Genomic DNA, 18,834 nt, shown 5'->3' on the forward strand with positions numbered 1-18,834 from the left:
GGCGTCTTTTTATGGCTGGGCGTCGGTGCCCCCTCCCTAACCCTCCCCCGCTTGCAGCGGTGGAGGGGACTGCCGCCGCTTCGCAGAAGGCACCCTCTCCCGCCGAGGGCGGGGGAGGGTTGGGGAGGGGGCAACCGGCGCTTTTACGAATCATCGCTCAAAAAGCCACCTCCGCCACCCGCGCCGCCGTCGCACCCACCTTCGCCGTCGCGCAGGCGTCGACCAGATAGACGATCGACCGGTAGGGCACGCCCGCCTTGTCGGAAAGCCCGATCTCGCAGGTGCGGCTGGTGGAGTAGCCGGACGCGCAGCCCTCCGGCACCGCGGCCGGCAGGTGGCGCAGGGCGTGGGCGTTCAGTTCCGGCGTGGTGAAGCCCTTGTCGCCGGCGAAGCCGCAGCAGCCGACGTCGGGCGGGACCACCACCGTCTCGGCACAGGCCTTCGCCACCGCGGTCAGCGCGCCGTCCAGACCCATGCGGCGGGTGGAGCAGGTCAGGTGCAGCATCACCGGCTCCGCCGACTTGGCGATGTCCAGGCGGGGCAGGGCGAACTCGCTGAGGAACTCCGCCACGTCGAGGATGCGCAGGCCGGCGTCGGTCAACCGTTTCTTCAGGCGCAGGGCGCAGGGGCTGGTGTCCATCACCACCGGGTAACGGCCACCCCGGCTCGCCTTCGACAGCGCGGCCAGCATGGCGTCGGCCTTGGCGTCGGCGGCCTCGATCAGCCCCTTGCTTTCCAGCGGCATGCCGCAGCACTGGCCGTCCGCCGCCTCCGGATAGAGGATGCGGAAGCCGGCCTTGCGCATCACCGATTCCACGACCTCCGGCAGCGGGCGCTTCTGCGGATCGCTGGCGGCAGGACCCATAGTCCGGCTGACGCAGCTGGGGGCGTAGACCACCGTCGGCACATCGTCGGCGCCAAGGGTGTCCGCCTTCGGCGAGAAGGTGGCGGCGGTCGGCAGGTTGCGGGGCAGCGAGGGCAGGCCGCCGCCGGTCAGGACGCGGGCCGCCGCCTGGGTGGCGCCATGCCCCACCGTGCGGCGGGCGAGGTCGGCCAGCCGCAGCCCGGCGCGGGCGAGGCCCAGCGTGCCTTCCATGTGGTCGGCGACCAGCGCCCCCGCCTTGCGGGCCATGGCACCGCGCCGCTCGCCGCGGAGGGACTTCACCAGCAGCCCGGTCTCGATCCCCACCGGACAGGCGGTGGCGCACAGGCCGCAGGCCGCGCAGGTGTCGATGCCCTGATAGTCGTAGGTGGCGCTGATCTCGGCCAGGCGGGGGGCGTCGTCGCCGGCAGCTACCAGCCGCGCCATCTCGCGCCTGCCGACGATGCGCTGGCGCGGCGACAGGGTGAGGCGGTGGGACGGGCAGGTCGGCTCGCAGAAGCCGCATTCGATGCAGGTGTCGACCAGCGGATCGGCCGCGGGCATCGGCTTCAGGTTCTTCAGATGGGCCTCGGGATCGCCGTTCAGGATGACGCCGGGGTTCAGCAGCCCTTCGGGATCGAAGAGGTCCTTGATCTCCTTCATCAGCCCATAGGCCTGCGGACCCCATTCCATCTCGACGAAGGGGGCCATGTTGCGGCCGGTGCCGTGCTCCGCCTTCAGCGAGCCGTCATAACGGTTCACCACCAGCACGGCGACATCGTCCATGAAGCGGCGGTAGCGGTCGATTTCGGCCTGGGTGTCGAAGGCCTGGGTGAAGACGAAGTGCAGGTTCCCTTCCAGCGCGTGGCCGAAGATGATCGCCTCGTGATAGCCGTGGCGGACGAACAAGTCCTGCAGTTCGCGCGTCGCCTCGGCCAGCCGGGGCAGGGGGAAGGCGACGTCCTCGATGATGACGGTGGTGCCGGTCTGGCGGATGGCGCCGACCGCCGGGAACAGGCCCTTGCGGATCTTCCAGAAGCCTTCGCAGGCCTTGGCGTCGGTGGTGAAGTGGGTATCGCCGATGGTGATGCAGTCGGCCAGCACCGCGGCGATTTCCGCCACGTTCGCCTCCAGGGCGGCGGCACTCTCGGCGCGGGTCTCCACCAGCACCGCAGCCACCTCGGGTCCGAAGCCGCTGATCTGCGGCGGCATGCCCGGCTTGTCCTGGATGGAGCGGAGCGAGGCGCGGTCCATCAGCTCCGCCGCATCGACTGGAGCCGCCTTCAGCAGGGACACGGCGTGGCAGGCCTCGCCGATGTCGGGGAAGAACAGCAGGGCGCTGGCCTTGTACGGATGCTCCGGCACCGTGCGCAGCGTGATGGCGGAGATGAAGCCCAGCGTCCCCTCCGACCCGATCATCAGGTGCTGGAGGATGTCGACGGGGTCCTCATAGTCGACCAGCGCGTTCAGGCTGTAGCCGGTGGTGTTCTTGATGCGGAACTTGTCGCGGATGCGGCCCGCCAGCGCCGCGTCGGCGCGGGTGCGGGATCCCAGATCCGCCAGCCGGTCCAGCAGCGCGCCGTGGCTGTCGCGGAAACTGCCGCGGCTGGCCGGGTCGGCGGTGTCCAGAACCGTGCCGTCGGCCAGCACCAGCCGCATGGACTCCAGCGTGCGGTAGCTGTTCTGCGCGGTGCCGCAGCACATGCCGCTGGCGTTGTTGGCGGCGATCCCGCCGATCTTGGCGGTGGCGATGGACGCCGGGTCGGGACCGATCTTCCGCCCCAGCGGGGCGAGGCGCCGGTTCGCCTCCGCCCCGATCACGCCGGGCTGCAGGGTGACCGTGGCCGCAGCCGGACCGATGGTGCAGCCGCGCCAGCCGTCGCCCAGCACCACCAGCACGCTGTCGCTGACCGCCTGCCCCGACAGGCTGGTGCCGGCGGCGCGGAAGGTCACCGGCACCTTGTGGCCGCGGGTGATGCGCAACAGCCGCACCACCTCCTCCTCCGTCTCCACCAGCGCGACGATCTTCGGGATCAGCCGGTAGAAGCTTGCGTCGGTGCCGTAGGCCAGCGTGCGCAGCGGGTCGGTGACCAGCCGGGCCTGCGGGACGACGGACTGAAGCTCGGCCAGGACATGGTCGTAAGGAGAAGGCAGCATCGGCGGCGGCTCCTGCCGGTGGGGGAAAGGCCGCCTTAGCGGCCGATGACCATTTCGGTGAAGGGCCACAGATAGGCCTGGGCCATCACCAGCAGGCCGACCAGCGCGGTCAGCGCCAGCGAGTGCCAGATGACGTAGCGCAGGATCTTGCCCTCATGACCATGCCACTTGGTGGCGACGGCGGCCACGACGATGCTCTGGGCGTCGATCATCTTGCCCATCACGCCGCCCGAGCTGTTGGCGGCGGCCATCAGCGTCGGCGGCAGGCCGAGCTGTTCCGACGACACCTTCTGCAGGCTGCCGAACAGAACGTTGGACGCCGTGTCCGACCCGGTCAGCGCCACGCCCAGCCAGCCCAGGAAGGTGCCGAAGAACGGGTAGAGGAAGCCGGAATTGGCGAAGGCGAGGCCCAGCGTGGTGTCCAGCCCCGAGTAGCGGGTGGTGTAGCCCAGCGCCAGCATGGCGGAGATGGTCAGCAGCGAGTTGCGGATGGCGTACAGCGTGTGGCCGTAGGTCTTCAGCATCGCGGCCGGCGAGTAGCCCATCACGAAGCCGGAGATGACGGCGGCGATGAAGATGCCGGTGCCGGTGGCCGACAGCCAGTTCAGCGTGTAGACGGCGGCCTCCGGATGGGCCTTGGGCACCACCGGGGGAACGCGCAGGATCATGTTGTGCAGGCCCTCGATCGGGAATTTGAAGATCGAGATGCCGTCGAGGAAGGCCTTGACCTCCGGGATGCCCCACAGGAAGACGACGACGCTGAGGATCGCCCACGGCGTCCAGGCGCGGCGGACCTCCGCGGCGCTGTAGCCGTGGCTGCGGCGCGCCTCGCCCTGCACCACCGCGGCGCCGACGCCCTGCGTCAGGGCGGATGCCCCGCCGGCGGTGTGCCAGATGGCCTTCGGGTGCCACACCTTCAGGAACAGCGTGACGCAGACCAGCGACACGATGGCGGCGGCGACGTCCACCAGCCAGGGGCCGTGGTAGTTGGACACCAGGAACTGCGGAACGGCGAAGGACACGCCGGCGACCAGGATGGCCGGCCAGATCTGGACCATGCCGCGCCAGCCGGCGAAGGCCACGATCAGCCAGAAGGGCACCAGCACCGAGAAGAAGGGAAGCTGCCGGCCGATCATCGCCGACAGGTCCAGCAGCGGCAGGCCGGTGACGGCGGCCAGCGCCAGCACCGGCGTGCCCAGTGCGCCGTAGGCGACCGGGGCGGTGTTGGCGATCAGCGACAGGCCCGAGGCCGCCAGCGGGGTGAAGCCCAGGCCGATCAGCATGGCGCCGGTCACGGCGACCGGCGTGCCGAAGCCCGCCGCGCCCTCGAAGAAGGCGCCGAAGCAGAAGGCGATCAGCAGAAGCTGGAGCCGGCGGTCGTTCGTGATGCCGGTGATGCTTTCCTGCAGGATCTTGAACTGACCGCGCTGTTCGGTCAGGTGGTAGAGGAAGATGATGTTGACGACGATCCAGCCGATCGGCAGCAGGCCGTAAGCCGCACCCAGCAACGCGGTCTTTCCCGCCATCGCCATCGGCATGCCGAACACGGCGACGGCCACCAGCAGCGCCGCCGCCAGACCCAGCAGGGCGGCGCGGTGCGCCTTCATGTGGAAGATGCCAAGACCGCCCAGCATCACCAGGACCGGCAGCGACGCGAAGAACGTCGACAGCCACATGTTGTTCATCGGGTCGTAGACTTGCGACCAGCTCATCCTCGGGGACCTCCTTCTCGGGGGACGTGATGTCGGTCCGAACGGTGTCCCGGGACGGCTTTCCACGGCCTGTCGGCATGGCTCCGCCTTCCCGCGCCGGGATGGCGGCGCGGAGGAGGGCCGGCGATCGGCAATGCAGCGGCGTTCACCGCCGCCATGGCCTTTCGGCGCGCGGCAGCGGTGCGGATGCGCCCCTTGGCGGGGTTGGTCCGTCCTGTCCCGGTACGTGTGGATGCCCTTTCCAGCCCGGCCGCTTCGGGAAGTCTCCCTTGTCAGACGGACCGCGGTGGACATCTCTTATCCATACGGCGCAAGTTGGATAAAAGATTTTACCATACTGTGCAACGGCTGAATCGTTTGCCACTCGACCAACTTTGGTAGGGGGGTGCGACGCTGTCGGACAGCCGCCCCTCTGGACGCATGTTCCGTCCACCGGTATTGAAGAGGGCCAAGAGGTGCAGGGAGGGGTCGCCGATCCAATGCAGGGGACGATCAAACCGGCCAAGCTGGCCGACGCCATTGCCGAGCATCTGGAACGGCTGATCCTGGAAGGCGCGCTCCGTCCGGGGGAAAAGCTGCTGGCCGAACGCGAGCTGGCGGTGAAGCTGGACGTGTCCCGCCCGTCGTTGCGCGATGCCATCGCCAAGCTGGAGGAGCGCGGCCTGCTGGTCACCGGGCGCGGCGGCACCCATGTCGCCACCTTCCTGTCGCAGATCGCCGACCCGCTGATGACGCTGATGCGCAACAAGCCGGACGCGTCCTTCGACTATCTGGAGTTCCGCCGCTCCATCGAGGCGGCGGCGGCCGGACTGGCGGCGCAGCGGGCGACCGACGTCGACCGCGACGGCATCCGTGCCATCGTCGCCCGCATGAAGGCCGCCCACGGCAAGGACGACAGTTCGGAAGAGGCGGATTCCGACGCCGACCTGCATCTGGCGATCTACGAGGCGGCGCACAACGTCGTGATGCTGCACATCATGCGGACCCTGTCCGACCTGCTGCGCAACGACGTGTTCTACAACCGCGCCGACCTCTATTCCCGGCCGGGGGTGCGCGAGTTGCTGCTGCGGCAGCATCTGGCCATTGCCGACGCGGTGCTGGCCGGCGATGCGGATGCTGCGAGCGCGGCGGCCGACGCCCATGTGGAATTCACGCTGCAGACCTTGCGCGAAATCCGGGAACACAATGCCCGCGTCCAGGTCTCGTTGCGGCGGATCGGGCGGACCGACCTGATCGACAGCGGGGCGTAGGGGGAGAGCCGGGAGCCGCCGAGGCGGAGGCATCCGTCGAAGGTCATATGCCGGAGGGCTCGCCCCGACTGGCGGCGGGGCTTTGGCCGGGTTACACTGTGGAGGAATTTCCGTCCGCCACCGACTGCCCCACCGACTGCCCCATCGACTGCCCCATCGACTGCCCGAGTGTCGCGCCCGTGTCCTCCGCCAAGAAGCACCGCATCCTGCTGATCGAGGATACGGTCCCGCTCGCCAAGCTTTATATCGAGTTCCTGCGCGCGGATGCCCATGAGGTTGTGCATTGCACCCGCGGGCGCGAGGCGCTGGACGCCGCGGCTGCATCGCCGCCCGACGCGGTGATCCTGGACCTGAAGCTGCCGGACATGGACGGGTTGGAGGTGCTGCAGGCCCTGCAGGCCCGCGACGCGAGCGTGTCGGTGGTCATCATCACCGCCCACGGCTCCATCGACCTGGCGGTGGAGGCGATGAAGCTGGGCGCCTTCGACTTCATCGTGAAACCCTTCAACGCCGACCGGCTGAACCTGACCCTGCGCAACGCGCTGGAGCGGCGGACGCTGGCGCGCATGGTGGAGGGATACCGCAAGGATCTCGACCGCGGCCGCTTCCACGGCTTCATCGGCAGTTCGCCCGAGATGCAGGCGGTCTACCGCACCATCGAAAGCGTGGCGGCCAGCCGCGCCAACGTCTTCATCACGGGAGAGAGCGGGACCGGCAAGGAGGTGGCGGCGCAGGCCATCCACCGCGCAAGCCCGCGGCGCGACCGCGCCTTCATCGCGCTGAACTGCGCCGCCATTCCGAAGGAACTGCTGGAATCGGAGATTTTCGGCCATGTGAAGGGCGCCTTCACCGGGGCGGCGGGCGACCGGCCGGGGGCGGCGCTCCTGGCCGACGGCGGTACGCTGTTCCTGGACGAGATCTGCGAAATGCCGGTGGAACTGCAGAGCAAGCTGCTGCGCTTCGTCCAGACCGGCACCGTCAGTCCGGTGGGCAGCGGGCGGGAGGAGCGGGTGGACGTGCGCTTCGTCGCCGCCACCAACCGCGATCCGCTGGCCGAGGTGCAGGCCGGCCGTTTCCGCGAGGACCTCTATTACCGATTGCACGTCATCCCGCTCGCCCTGCCGCCGCTGCGCGACCGCGGCGACGACGTGATCGAGATCGCCCGCTCCTTCCTGATCGACTATGCGCGGGAGGAGGGGAAATCCCTGGTGGTCTTCGCTCCGGAGGTGGAGGCGCGGCTGCGCGCCCATGATTGGCCGGGCAACGTGCGGCAACTCCAGAACGTGCTGCGCAACGTCGTCGTGCTGAACGACGGGCCGCAGGTGGTGCTGGAGATGCTGCCGCCCCTGACCGGGGCCGGCGGGATCGGTGCCGACGCCGCGGCCGGCGCCGGAACCCCGGCGGATGGCGGGCAGGAGGAGGATGGCGCCGTCCTTCCGCTGTGGCAGGTGGAGAAGGAGATGATCCTCAAGGCCTTGCGGCTCAGCGGCGACGACGTGCCGCGCGCCGCCCTGATGCTGGAGATCAGCCCGTCCACCATCTACCGCAAGCTGCAGCAGTGGCGCGCCGCGGATGGGGCCGCCGCCCAAGGGAACGCCGCCCAGGGGAACGCCGCCCAGGGAAGCGCCGCGTGAGCGGGGACGCGGTAGGTGCGGTTCCTGCGGTGCTGCCCCCGGACGAGGAGCGGCGGCTGGCGGTTCTGGAGTCCTATTGCGTCCTCGACACCCCGGCGGAGTCCGGCTTCGACAACATCACACGGCTCGCCCAGCATTTCTTCGGCACGCGCATCGCGCTGGTCTCGCTGATCGACCGGAACCGCCAATGGTTCAAGAGCCGCATCGGGCTGGACGTCGAGGAAACGCACCGCGACCTCGCCTTCTGTGCCCATGCCATTCTCAACGACGGCGTCCTGGTGGTGCCGGACGCGACGAAGGACCCGCGCTTCGCCGGCAATCCGCTGGTCACCGGGAATCCGGGCATCCGCTTCTATGCCGGCGCGCCGCTGGTGGCGGACGGCCACAAGCTGGGCACGCTCTGCGTGATCGACGACAGCCCCCGCGGCGGGTTCGAGGCGCGGGAGGCTGAAACCCTGACCCAGCTCGCCCGGCTGGTGGTGGACGAGCTGGAACTTCGCCGCGAGGTGACGCGGCGCCAGCAGGCGGAAGCGGAATTGCGCGACCGCTCCCGGCTGTTGAACCTGGCCGAGGAGATCGGCCAGTTCGGGCATTGGTACATCGACTTCGTCACCGACACCCGCCGCTGGTCGGACGAGGTCTACCGCATCATGGGCCTGAGCCCGCAGGACGGCCCGCCGACCGTCGACATGTCGCGCGGCGCCTACCATCCCGACGATCTGCCGAGGATCGCCCCGCTGGTCGAGCGTGCGCGGGCGACCGGCGAGGGATTTTCCGTCGAGGCGCGGATCATCCGTCCGGACGGCACGCTGCGCCACGTCTTCATCCGCGGCATGGCCGAATGGGGGCCGGCCGGCCGGCCGATCGGACTGCTGGGCGTCGTCCAGGACATCACCGACGCCAAGCGGGAAGAGGCGGAACTGCGGTCGAACCGCGAACTGCTTGACCTCACCGTCCAGGCGACGCGGGACGGCATCTGGGACTGGGCGCTGGACACCGGCGCCATCTGGTTCTCCCCCACCTGGAAGGAGCAGCTGGGCTACCGCGACGACGAGCTGGAGAACAGCCTGGACATGTGGGCGGGCCTGATCTTCGAGGAGGACCGCATCGCCGCCCTGGAGATGGTGCGGGCCTACAATGCCGGGCTGATCCCGAAATTCGAGGCGGTGCAGCGCTTCCGCCACAAGCAGGGCCACACCGTCTACATCCTGAGCCGCGCCATCCACATCCGCGATGCCGAGGGGCGGGTGGTGCGCATGGTCGGCGCCCATACCGACATCACGCGCGACAAGATGACGGAGGAGGAGCTTCGCCTCGCCAAGCAGACTTTGGACGACGCCATCGAAGCGGTGCCGGAAGGTCTGGCCTATTTCGATTCCGACGACCGGCTGATCCTGTGCAACCAGCGCTACCGTGAGGCGCATCCGCTGACCGCCCCGCTGCTGACGCCCGGCCGTCCCTTCGAGGAGATCCTGCGCGCGGCGATCGCCAACGGCGAATTCGCGGCCAACCCGGACGGCCCGAGCGACGAGGCCTGGATCCAGGCGGAACTGGCCCAGCACCGCAATCCCGGCCCGCCATTCGAGCGGGAACTGCCCGACGGCCGCTGGATCCTGGTGGCGGAGAACCGGACCAGCAGCGGGGCGCTGGTGTGCACCCGCACCGACATCACCGAGCGCAAGCGCTTCGAGGCGGAACTGCAGCGTCAGGCGGCCGACATGTGCGCGTTGGCCGAAGGTCTGGACGCCGCCCGCGAGGAGGCCGACGCCCTGCGCGCCCGGGCGGAGGCGGCGACCCAGGCGAAGTCGGAATTCCTGGCGGCGATGAGCCATGAGATCCGCACGCCGATGAACGGCATCATGGGCATGACGGAGCTGATGTTCGACACGCCCCTGACGGCGGAGCAGCACCAGTTCGCCCAGGCCATCCGCAGCTCCTCCAACGCGCTGCTGACCATCATCAACGACATCCTCGACATCTCGAAGCTGGAGGCCGGCCGCGTCACCATCGAGACGCTGCCCTTCGACCCCGCGGATCTGGTGGAGGGGGTGGTGGAACTGCTGACCCCCCGCGCCCACGAGAAGGGGATCGAGATCGGCTTCTACATCGACCCGTTCCTGCGCCGCACCCTGTTGGGCGACCCAACGCGCATCCGGCAGATCCTGGTCAATCTGGTGGGCAATGCGGTGAAGTTCACCGATCAGGGGTCGGTCGCGGTGGAGTTGGAGGCGCTGGACGCCACCGAGGCCCATCTGGTTTTGCGCATGACCGTGACCGACACCGGCATCGGCATTCCGGCGGAAGCGCTGCCCATCCTGTTCAGCAAGTTCCAGCAGGTGGACGGGTCGATCACCCGGAAATTCGGCGGAACCGGACTGGGGCTGGCGATCTGCCGCCAGTTGTCGGAACTGATGGGCGGCAGCATCGCGGTGGAAAGCAGTCTGGGCGCCGGCAGCCGCTTCTTGGTCGATCTGCCGCTCGCCCTTCTCGACGAGGCGCTGCCGCCGGCCGAACAGCCGCTGGCCGGGCGCCGTGCCTTGGTGGTGGACGATCTGGCGGTGAACCGCCGCGTGCTGGCGGCGATGCTCGACAGCCTGGGCGCCCGGCCGACGACGGTGGACAACGGCCCCGATGCGCTGGAGGCGCTGACCCGCGCGGCAGTCGGCGGCCGGCCCTTCGACGTGGTGCTGGTGGACCAGACCATGCCGGGCATGGGCGGCGACGCCCTGCTGGCGGCCATTGCCGGCAATCCGATGCTGGGCGGCACCAGACGCGTGCTGATCGCCGGGCTGGGACCGGCGGCGCGGGCCGACGGCGGACCGGTCCAGGGGCTGGCCCACGCCATTCTCAACCGCCCGCTGCGCCAAAGTGCGCTGGCCGGCTGCCTGACCGGCCTGTTCCAGGCGGCTGTACCGCCCTCTTCAGCGGACAGGCAGGCCGAAGGACAGCCTGCCGACCGCAGCGAGGAGCCGGCGCGCAGCGGCAGCATCCTGCTGGCGGAGGACAACCGCACCAACCAGTTGTTCGCCACCACGCTGCTGCGCAAGCTGGGCTACACGGTCGAGGTGGCGGAGGATGGGGAACAGGCGGTGGCGGCGGCTTGCCGCGGCGGCATCGATCTGGTGCTGATGGACGTGCAGATGCCGGGCATGGATGGGCTGGAGGCTGCGCAGGCGATCCGCGCGCGCAGCGGGCGGCTCGCCAACCTTCCGATCATCGCACTGACCGCGGACGCCATGCCGGGCACGCGCGAGCTGTGCCTGCGTGCGGGCATGAGCGATTACCTGACCAAGCCGATCAGCCGCGCCGGACTGCTGGCCGCGCTGGACCGATGGATGGCGGAGGCCGGGGCGGCCGCGCATGCGGCGGCGGAAACCGGTGTCGACGGCGGAAATGGCGGCGGCGACGGCGATGATGGCGAGGTTCTGGACGAAGCGGTGCTGGCCGATCTGGTCGAGACGGTGGGTGCCGACAATCTCGCCCTGATCGTCGACAGCTTCCTCGACGATGTGTCCCGACGGCTGGAAAGGCTGTCGGCGATGGCGCAGTCAGCCCCGGCCGGCGCCCTGGACATGCGGGCGCTGGCGGGGGAGGCGCACGACCTGTCCAGCCTCGCCGGCAGTTTCGGCGGGATGGCGGTCATGCATCTCGCCTGGCGGATGGAAGTGATCTGCCGCAACGGCGACACGGCGCAGGCCGCCCAGCTTCTGCCGGTGCTGCTGCGCGAGGCCGCCCGTCTGGAGCGTCTTTTGCGCGAGCGCACCGGCGTGGAGCGGCCGGCGGCCTGAGCCTTCCCCCGGAACTCTTCCGGCCGGAAGAGCGTCAGCCGGTGCCGGGCTGGGTCGAGCCGTCCGTGTCCTCGGCCCGTTCCCGCAGTTCCTTCGACGACATGCCGGCCGGGGTGGCGTCCTGCAGGGTGCCGTCGCCGGGCGTCTTGGTCATGTCCTCGCGCGGGGAGCGTTCGCCCGCCGGCGTCTGGTCTTGGGTATCGGAACCGGATTTGCCCGAGTCGGATTTGTCCGGTGCGGGTTTGTCCGATTGGGATTTGTCAGGGCGGGGCATTCCTTCGGAGGGGATGCGCGTTTGAGGCGTGTCGGTCATGATGTCCTCTGCTATCTTCCGGAGGAGTCAACGACAGTGGACGGGTGCGGGTTCCGATCCTGACCGATCCTTCGGAGACCGGGAGAAGACGGCGCGGTGCCGATAGGGTGCCAAAGCGCGCGAAGAACGGGCCAACCACCAAGGTCCGGCAGCGGAGACCGACAGGCGCCGCCCGGCCGGCCAGCAAGGAGTGTGATAAGGTCATGGAATCGAGCAAGCATACGCCGCACGGCGATGTGACCCAGGTCGGCACCGTCACGCTGACCGACGACGCCACCGGCAAGACGCTGAAGCTGCCGCTGCTGGGCGGGTCCACCGGTCCCCACGTGATCGACATCCGCAAGCTCTATGCCGAGACCGGCTATTTCACCTACGATCCCGGCTTCACCTCCACCGCCGCCTGCGATTCGGCCATCACCTACATCGACGGCGACGAGGGCGTCCTGCTGCACCGCGGCTATGCCATCGCCGATCTGGCCGAGAACTGCGATTTCCTGGAGGTCTGCCACCTGCTGCTGAACGGCGAACTGCCGAACCCGCAGCAGAAGGCCGATTTCGAGCGCACCATCACCTACCACACGATGGTGCACGAACAGCTGACCAAGTTCTACAGCGGCTTCCGCCGTGACGCCCATCCGATGGCGATCATGTGCGGCGTCGTCGGCGCCCTGTCGGCCTTCTACCATGATTCGACGGACATCTTCGATCCGGTGCAGCGCAAGATCGCCGCGCACCGCCTGATCGCCAAGATGCCGACCATGGCCGCCATGGCCCACAAATACACGGTCGGCGAACCGTTCATGTATCCGCGCAACGACTTGTCCTACGCGGAAAACTTCCTCTACATGACCTTCGGCACGCCGTGCGAGGAATGGACCGTCGATCCGGTCCTGTCCAAGGCGATGGACAAGATCTTCATCCTGCATGCCGACCACGAGCAGAACGCCTCGACCTCCACCGTCCGTCTGGCCGGCTCGTCCCACGCCAATCCGTTCGCCTGCATCGCGTCGGGCATCGCGGCACTCTGGGGCCCGGCCCATGGCGGCGCCAACGAGGCCGTTCTGAAGATGCTGGAGGAGATCGGCTCGGTCGACCGCATCCCGGAATTCGTGCGCCGCGCCAAGGACAAGAACGATAGCTTCCGCCTGATGGGCTTCGGCCACCGGGTCTACAAGAACTACGACCCGCGCGCCAAGATCATGCGTGAGACCTGCTATCAGGTTCTCGACCGCCTGGGCATCCATGACGAGCCGCATCTGGCCATCGCCATGGAACTGGAGAGGATCGCCCTGTCGGACGAGTATTTCATCGAGAAGAAGCTCTATCCGAACGTCGATTTCTATTCGGGCATCATCCTGAAGGCGATGGGCTTCCCGACCAGCATGTTCACCGTGCTGTTCGCGCTGGCCCGCACCGTCGGCTGGATCAGCCAGTGGAAGGAGATGATCGAGGATCCGGCCCAGAAGATCGGCCGCCCCCGCCAGCTCTTCACCGGCAACCCCGCCCGCCCCTTCGTGCCGCTGGACAAGCGTTGAAACCAGACCATCGGCCGCCCCCTCTCCGCAAGGAGAGGGGCGCGCCGTGACCCAGCCCCTCCAACTCGGCTTGTCGGTCGCCATCGTGGCGGTGACCGGCGGGACGCCGCGCGTGGTGACGGTGCGCAGCGGCTTTGCCGTGCCGGAAGACCACCGGCGCGGCGACGAGCCGTTGCCGCATCGCGATGCCTTGCCGGGCGCGCCCTTCGAGCCCGACCGGTTCCGCACCCTGCAGGAGGGCGTGCGCGCGGTGGCGGAGGGGCTGTCGGGCCTTGCGCTGCGCTATGTCGAGCAGCTCTACACCTTCGGCGACCGCCACCGCGACCCGCATGAGCTGTTCGGCGGCCCGCGCTCGGTCGTGGTCGGCTATCTGGCCCTGGTCCGCGACGGACCGCTGGGCGGCGACGCCTCGGCCGAGTGGCGCGACCTCTATGACCATTTCCCGTGGGAGGACTGGCGCGACCAGCGCCCGGCGCTGCTGGACGGCGTGATCGCCCCGGCGCTCGGCGGCTGGATCGCCTCGGCCCCCGACGAGGAAACCCGGCTGCGCCGGGCCGAGCGTGCCCAGATGGCCTTCGGGCTGGACGGCGCCGACTGGGACATGGAACGGGTGCTGGAGCGCTTCGAACTGCTCTACGAGGCCGGGCTGGTGGTGGAGGCCTTCCGCGACCGCGACCTCGCTGCGCGGGTGGATGCGTCGGTGCAGACCGGCGGACCGATGCCGCGGGCGCTCGGCCGGCCGATGGCGCGCGACGGCCGGCGCATCCTGGCCACCGCGCTGGAACGGCTGCGCGGCAAGCTGCGCTACCGCCCCATCGTCTTCGAACTGCTGCCGCCGACCTTCACCCTGCACCAGCTGCAGCTGGTGGTGGAGGCGCTGTCGGGCGAGCGGGTGCACAAGCAGAATTTCCGGCGCCTGATGATCTCCGGCGGGTTCGTCGAGCCCACCGGGCGCTATGAAAGCCAGACCGGCGGCCGGCCGGCGGAGTTGTACCGCTTCCGGCGACAGGCCATCCACGAACGCACCAGCGCCGGGGCCATTCCGTCCGCGGACGGATAAGGGTAAAATCTCTCGGAAACGTCGACGCGCGGCATTGGGCGCAGTTGTCAACGGGCGGCTGCAAGCGGATACTGCTGGAACGGTTTTAAACCCGGAATGTCCATACCCGGAAAGTCCAAGAAGGCCGATGTCGCACCGCATTCTGATCGCCGACGACCACCCGCTGATGCGAACCGCGCTGACCCAGACCATCGGGCAGGCGATCCCCGGCGCCGTGATCCTGGAGGCGTCGCGATTCGAGCAGATCAAGCCGCTGCTGGACACCGGGGAGCCGCCGGACATTATCCTGCTCGACCTGCACATGCCCGGCATGAGCGGCCTGATCGGGCTGATGATGCTGCGCTCCGAACATCCGGCGATCCCGGTGATCGTGGTGTCGGCGTCGGAGGATCCGGTGACGATCCAGCGCGCCATCGACTATGGCGCCTCCGGCTTCGTGCCGAAATCCGCCCCCAACACCCAGATCGTCGAGGCGATTCACGCCGTTCTCGATGGTGAACTATGGCTGCCGGAGATCAACGGCGGCCCCGAGACCGACGCCCCCGATCCAGCCCAGCGCGCAGCCACCCTGACCCCCCAGCAGCTCCGCGTCCTGGCCGGCATCGCGGAGGGCAAGCTGAACAAGCAGATCGCCTACGAGATGAACGTTGCCGAGACGACGGTGAAGGCCCACGTCACGACGATCCTGCGCAAGCTGGGCGTGCTGACCCGCACCCAGGCCGCGGTGCTGGCGAGCCAGCTGGCGCTGTCCTCGGCACCTCCGCCGCCGGTGGAGTGAGTTTTGCCCTCTCCCGTCCCGGGAGAGGGAGGGGACCCACGAAGTGGGGAGGGTGAGGGGAATCCCAAGGATCCCGAACCGCATGGTTCCTTGAACCACCCCTCACCCTTCCCACCGCAATGCGGCGGGCCCCTTCCCTCTCCCGGGGCGGGAGAGGGAGAGTTATCCCGCCATCCGCTGCCCCTCCGCCAGCAACTGCCCCAGCAGTGCCCGCAACGCGCCCGGACGCACCGGCTTGTAGAGCAGGCGGCAGCCCGCCGCTTCGATGTCCTCGCGGACGGCGGCGTCGCGGTCGGCGGTGACGACGGCGGCGGGGAGGTCGCTGCCCAGTGCGGCGCGCAGGGTTGCCAAGGCCTCCACCCCGGTCAGGCTGCGGTCGAGGTGGTAGTCGGTCAGGATCACGTCGGGCATGCGCCCGCCCAGCTTCGCCAGGGCGAGATCGGGGGACGCCGCGGTGACGACGCGGCAGGACCAGCTCGACAGCAGATCCTCGGTGGCGCGGGCGATGGCGGGCTCGTTTTCCAGGCAGAGCACCAGCACGCCGCTCAGGTCGCGGCCGCGCGGTCGGGCCACCACGGCGCGGGCGGCGACCGGCTCGTCGGTCAGCGGCACCAGGACGGAGAAGGCGCTGCCCCGCCCGACCCTGGAGCGCACCTGCACCGTGTGGCCGAGGATGCCGGCCAGACGCTCGACGATGGCGAGGCCGAGGCCCAGCCCCTTGCCGCGGTCGTCGGCATCGTTGTCGAGTTGGCGGAACTCCATGAAGATTTCCGGCACCTTGTGCTCGGGGATGCCGGGGCCGGTGTCCCACACCTCGATCGACAGGAAATTCCCACGGCGGCGGCAGCCCAGCAGGATGCGGCCGGTGCGGGTGTAGCGCACGGCGTTGGCGAGGTAGTTCTGCAGGATGCGCCGCAGCAGCGTCGGGTCGCTGTGCACGATGGCGGAGCAGTCGACCACCCGCAGCCCCAGACCATGGCGGCTGGCGAGAACGGTGAACTCCTCGCCCAGCGGCTTCAGCAGTTCCTCGATCCGCATTGGCACCAGGTTCGGCTTCACCACGCCGCTGTCGATCTTTGACACGTCCAGCAGGTCGCCCAGAATCTGCTCCACCGACCGCAGCGAGGCGTCGATCTGGCGGATGGCGCTGTCGCCGTTGCGTTCGGCCAGGGCGGACAGGAACAGGCGGGCGGCGTGCAGCGGCTGCAGCAGGTCGTGGCTGGCGGCGGCAAGGAAGCGGGTCTTGCCGCGATTGGCGCGCTCGGCCTCCGCCTTCGCTTCCGACAGGGCGTGGGTGCGCTCCTCGATGCGGCGTTCCAGCGTTTCGTTGGCTTCGCGCAGGGCGGCGGCGGCGCGGTGGCGTTCGGTGACGTCGGTGTAGACGGCGACGAACCCGCCCCCTCCGGGCTTCGAACCCGGCATCGGGTTGGTGGCGATTTCCAGCACCGTGCCGTCGGGCCGCACCCGCTCGTAGACGTCGGGCTTGTTGCGTCGCCGCGGGTCGGAACGGCGCTCCAGCAGGGTTTCGATCTCGCCGTTGCGGCCATATTCGCCGCGCCGCGCGATCAGCCCGACGATCTCCTGCAGCGAGGTGCCGACCTGGACGAAGCCGTCGGGCAGGTCCAGCAGCACCAGGAACTGGTTGTTCCAGGTGGCGACGCGCCAATCCTCGTCGAACACGGCGATGCCCTGCGGCACGTTCTCCACAGTGGCGCGCAGCAACTCATGCTGCTTCAGGATGGCGCGCGACGCCTCGTCGATGATGGAGCGCGCATCGGTGCGCGACAGCCGGCGGTCGGACAGGAGGCCGGCGACCACCACGCGGGCCGAGGCGGAGCCGACGGCGCCGGCGAGCAGCCGCTCGGTCAGCTGGATCGCCTCACCATCGGTGCGGGTCAGCAGCGCGGTGCGCAGATCGCCGTCCTCCACCCCGGTGAAGCGGCAGAAGGCGGCGTCGGCGCGCGCCTGCCCGACATAGCGCACCGCAAGGTCGTGCAGGTCGGCCAACGTGGCGCCGCGCGGCCCGGTGGCCTCTCCGTCGGCAGAGCGGCGCAGGCTGATGAAGCGCGCGGCCTGCTGGCGCTCCAGCGTCGACGGCCGGGTCAGCAGCGAAACCAGCACGAACAGCAGGATGTTCGGCCCCAGGCTCCAAAGCGCGGCATTGGTCAGCGGATCGATGCCGGCGATGCCGGCCAGCGCCACCGGACTGAGGCCGGTCAGGCCGAACGGCCCCTCGCGCAAGGCGCTGGAAGCCAGCCATCCAGCATCGGCGAAGGATGGCAGCAGCATGGTGTAGGCCCAGCCGAGGAAGCCGGCGCAGATGCCGGCGAAGGCGCCGCTGCGGCTGGCGCGGCTCCAGATCAGGCCGCCGAGCAGGGCGGGGGCGAACTGGGCCACCGCGGTGAAGCTCATCATGCCGATGGTCGCCAGCGGAAAGGCTGGGCCGATCAGCCGGTAGCAGCCGTAGGAGAGCAGCACCAGCACGATCACCGCCGACCGGCGGATCAACAGCAGGATCCCCGCCGGGTCGTCGCGCAGCCGCCGGTCGTCAGGGCGCAACGCCATCAGCAGCGGCACGGCGACGTCGTTGCAGATCATGGTGCTGAGCGCCACCATCTCCACCAGGATCATGCTGGTGGCCGCCGACAGGCCGCCGATGAAGGCGGCCAGCGCCAGCCACGGCCAGCCCTGGCTCAAGGGGATGGAGACCATGAAGGTGTCGGCATTGGTCGTGCCGTCCGGGAACAGCATCAGCCCGGCCAGCGCCACCGGCAGCACGAACAGGTTGATGGCGACCAGATAGGCGGGAAACAGCTTGGCCGACGACCGCACGTCGCCGTTATGGGTGTTCTCCACCACCGCGACGTGGAACTGGCGCGGCAGGCACAGGATCGCCAGCGCCGACAAGAGGCAGGCCACCCACCAGTCCGCACCGATGCTGTCCAGCCGGATCAGGTCGAGGAAGCCGGGATGGTTCGCCGCCGCTTCGAAGAAGGTGGCCGGATCGCCGAAGACCGAATAGGCGATGGCGCCGCCCACGGCCAGCGCCGCCGCCAGCTTCACCACCGATTCCGCGGCGATGGCCATCATCAGGCCGCGGTGGTGTTCGTTGGCCGACACGCTGCGCACGCCGAACAGGATGGCGAAGGCCGCCATCAGCAATGCCGCCATCAGCGCGGTCCCGCCCGGCATCTGGTTCAGGTCGGTCCCCAGCGACGCCCCGGCCAGAATCTCGAAACTGACGCTGATCGCCTTCAGCTGCAGGGCGATGTAGGGCAGCAGCCCGATCACCGCGGCGACGGTGACGAGAGCGGCCAGGCTGCGGCTCTTGCCGTAGCGGGCCGACAGGAAGTCGGAGATGGAGACGACGTTCTCCGACTTCGCCACCCGCACGATGCGGGCCAGCACCGGCCAGCCCAAACCGATCATCAGGATCGGCCCGATATAGATCGGCAGGAAGTAAAAGCCCCCGGTGGCCGCCCGTCCCACCGCGCCGTAGAAGGTCCAGGAGGTGCAGTAGACCCCGAAACTCAGCGCATAGAGCCAGGGCGTGCGCCGCTCGGCGCCCTGGTCGCCGGTCCGGTCGCCGTACCACGCGATGGCGAACAGCGACAGCAGATAGGCCATCGATGCGGCCAGGATGAACCAGCTTTCCATGGGGCTTTTCGCATCCCGCTTTTGATTTTCTCTCCCTGCGGGCGTCAGCCTATCACAGAGCGCGCGCCGGCGCCGCGCCGCCGTTCGG

At 69.2% G+C, this 18,834-nt stretch carries 10 protein-coding genes; 6 read left to right on the plus strand and 4 right to left on the minus strand.

All coding sequences use genetic code 11. The features are described 5' to 3' along the window. Window positions 1-157: 157 nt before the first annotated feature. Together ACWPKK_RS28245 and ACWPKK_RS28250 are read right to left on the minus strand one after the other, a co-directional pair. A complete protein-coding gene (locus ACWPKK_RS28245) occupies window positions 158-3,019 on the minus strand; it encodes an FAD-binding and (Fe-S)-binding domain-containing protein (RefSeq protein WP_452011145.1) in 2,862 nt (953 codons plus the stop codon). A gap of 35 nt (window positions 3,020-3,054) precedes the next feature. Next, a complete protein-coding gene (locus ACWPKK_RS28250; RefSeq protein WP_452011147.1) occupies window positions 3,055-4,731 on the minus strand; it encodes an L-lactate permease in 1,677 nt (558 codons plus the stop codon). Window positions 4,732-5,210: 479 nt separating this feature from the next. Between ACWPKK_RS28250 and ACWPKK_RS28255 the strand changes: the two genes are divergently transcribed. The 3 genes from ACWPKK_RS28255 (at window position 5,211) to ACWPKK_RS28265 (ending at window position 11,403) form a co-directional block, all read left to right on the plus strand. Beyond that, window positions 5,211-5,981 (plus strand): FCD domain-containing protein, encoded by a 771-nt coding sequence (locus ACWPKK_RS28255; protein WP_324869786.1) that lies wholly within the window; start codon window positions 5,211-5,213, stop codon window positions 5,979-5,981. Window positions 5,982-6,160: 179 nt separating this feature from the next. Next, a complete protein-coding gene (locus ACWPKK_RS28260) occupies window positions 6,161-7,615 on the plus strand; it encodes a sigma-54-dependent transcriptional regulator (RefSeq protein ID WP_452011151.1) in 1,455 nt (484 codons plus the stop codon). After that, window positions 7,612-11,403, plus strand: coding sequence for a response regulator (locus tag ACWPKK_RS28265; RefSeq protein ID WP_452011154.1), 3,792 nt, complete (start codon window positions 7,612-7,614; stop codon window positions 11,401-11,403). The genes ACWPKK_RS28260 and ACWPKK_RS28265 overlap by 4 nt, the downstream gene beginning before the upstream one ends. Before the next feature lie 34 nt (window positions 11,404-11,437). On the opposite strand, the gene ACWPKK_RS28270 is transcribed toward ACWPKK_RS28265, so the two are convergent. Then, window positions 11,438-11,716 carry a hypothetical protein gene (locus ACWPKK_RS28270; RefSeq protein ID WP_452011157.1) on the minus strand — a complete coding sequence of 93 codons (279 nt, stop codon included), beginning with the start codon at window positions 11,714-11,716 and terminating at the stop codon, window positions 11,438-11,440. A 203-nt stretch (window positions 11,717-11,919) separates the two neighbouring features. On the opposite strand from ACWPKK_RS28270, the gene gltA reads away from it, so the two are divergent. The 3 genes from gltA (at window position 11,920) to ACWPKK_RS28285 (ending at window position 15,089) form a co-directional block, all read left to right on the plus strand. After that, complete coding sequence (gene gltA, locus ACWPKK_RS28275; RefSeq protein WP_452011160.1) at window positions 11,920-13,251, plus strand: citrate synthase; 1,332 nt, start codon at window positions 11,920-11,922, stop codon at window positions 13,249-13,251. A gap of 46 nt (window positions 13,252-13,297) precedes the next feature. Next, on the plus strand, window positions 13,298-14,311 hold the full coding sequence (locus ACWPKK_RS28280) for an NUDIX hydrolase (protein ID WP_452011162.1): 1,014 nt from the start codon (window positions 13,298-13,300) through the stop codon (window positions 14,309-14,311). Between the two features lie 127 nt (window positions 14,312-14,438). Next, entirely contained in the window at window positions 14,439-15,089 is a 651-nt protein-coding gene (locus tag ACWPKK_RS28285; RefSeq protein ID WP_149222643.1) for a response regulator, read from the plus strand. 162 nt (window positions 15,090-15,251) lie between these two features. Here the strand turns inward: ACWPKK_RS28285 and ACWPKK_RS28290 are convergent, their stop codons facing one another. Further along, a complete protein-coding gene (locus tag ACWPKK_RS28290) occupies window positions 15,252-18,746 on the minus strand; it encodes a hybrid sensor histidine kinase/response regulator (RefSeq protein WP_452011165.1) in 3,495 nt (1,164 codons plus the stop codon). Window positions 18,747-18,834: the final 88 nt, after the last annotated feature.

Source organism: Azospirillum largimobile, from assembly GCF_977007025.2.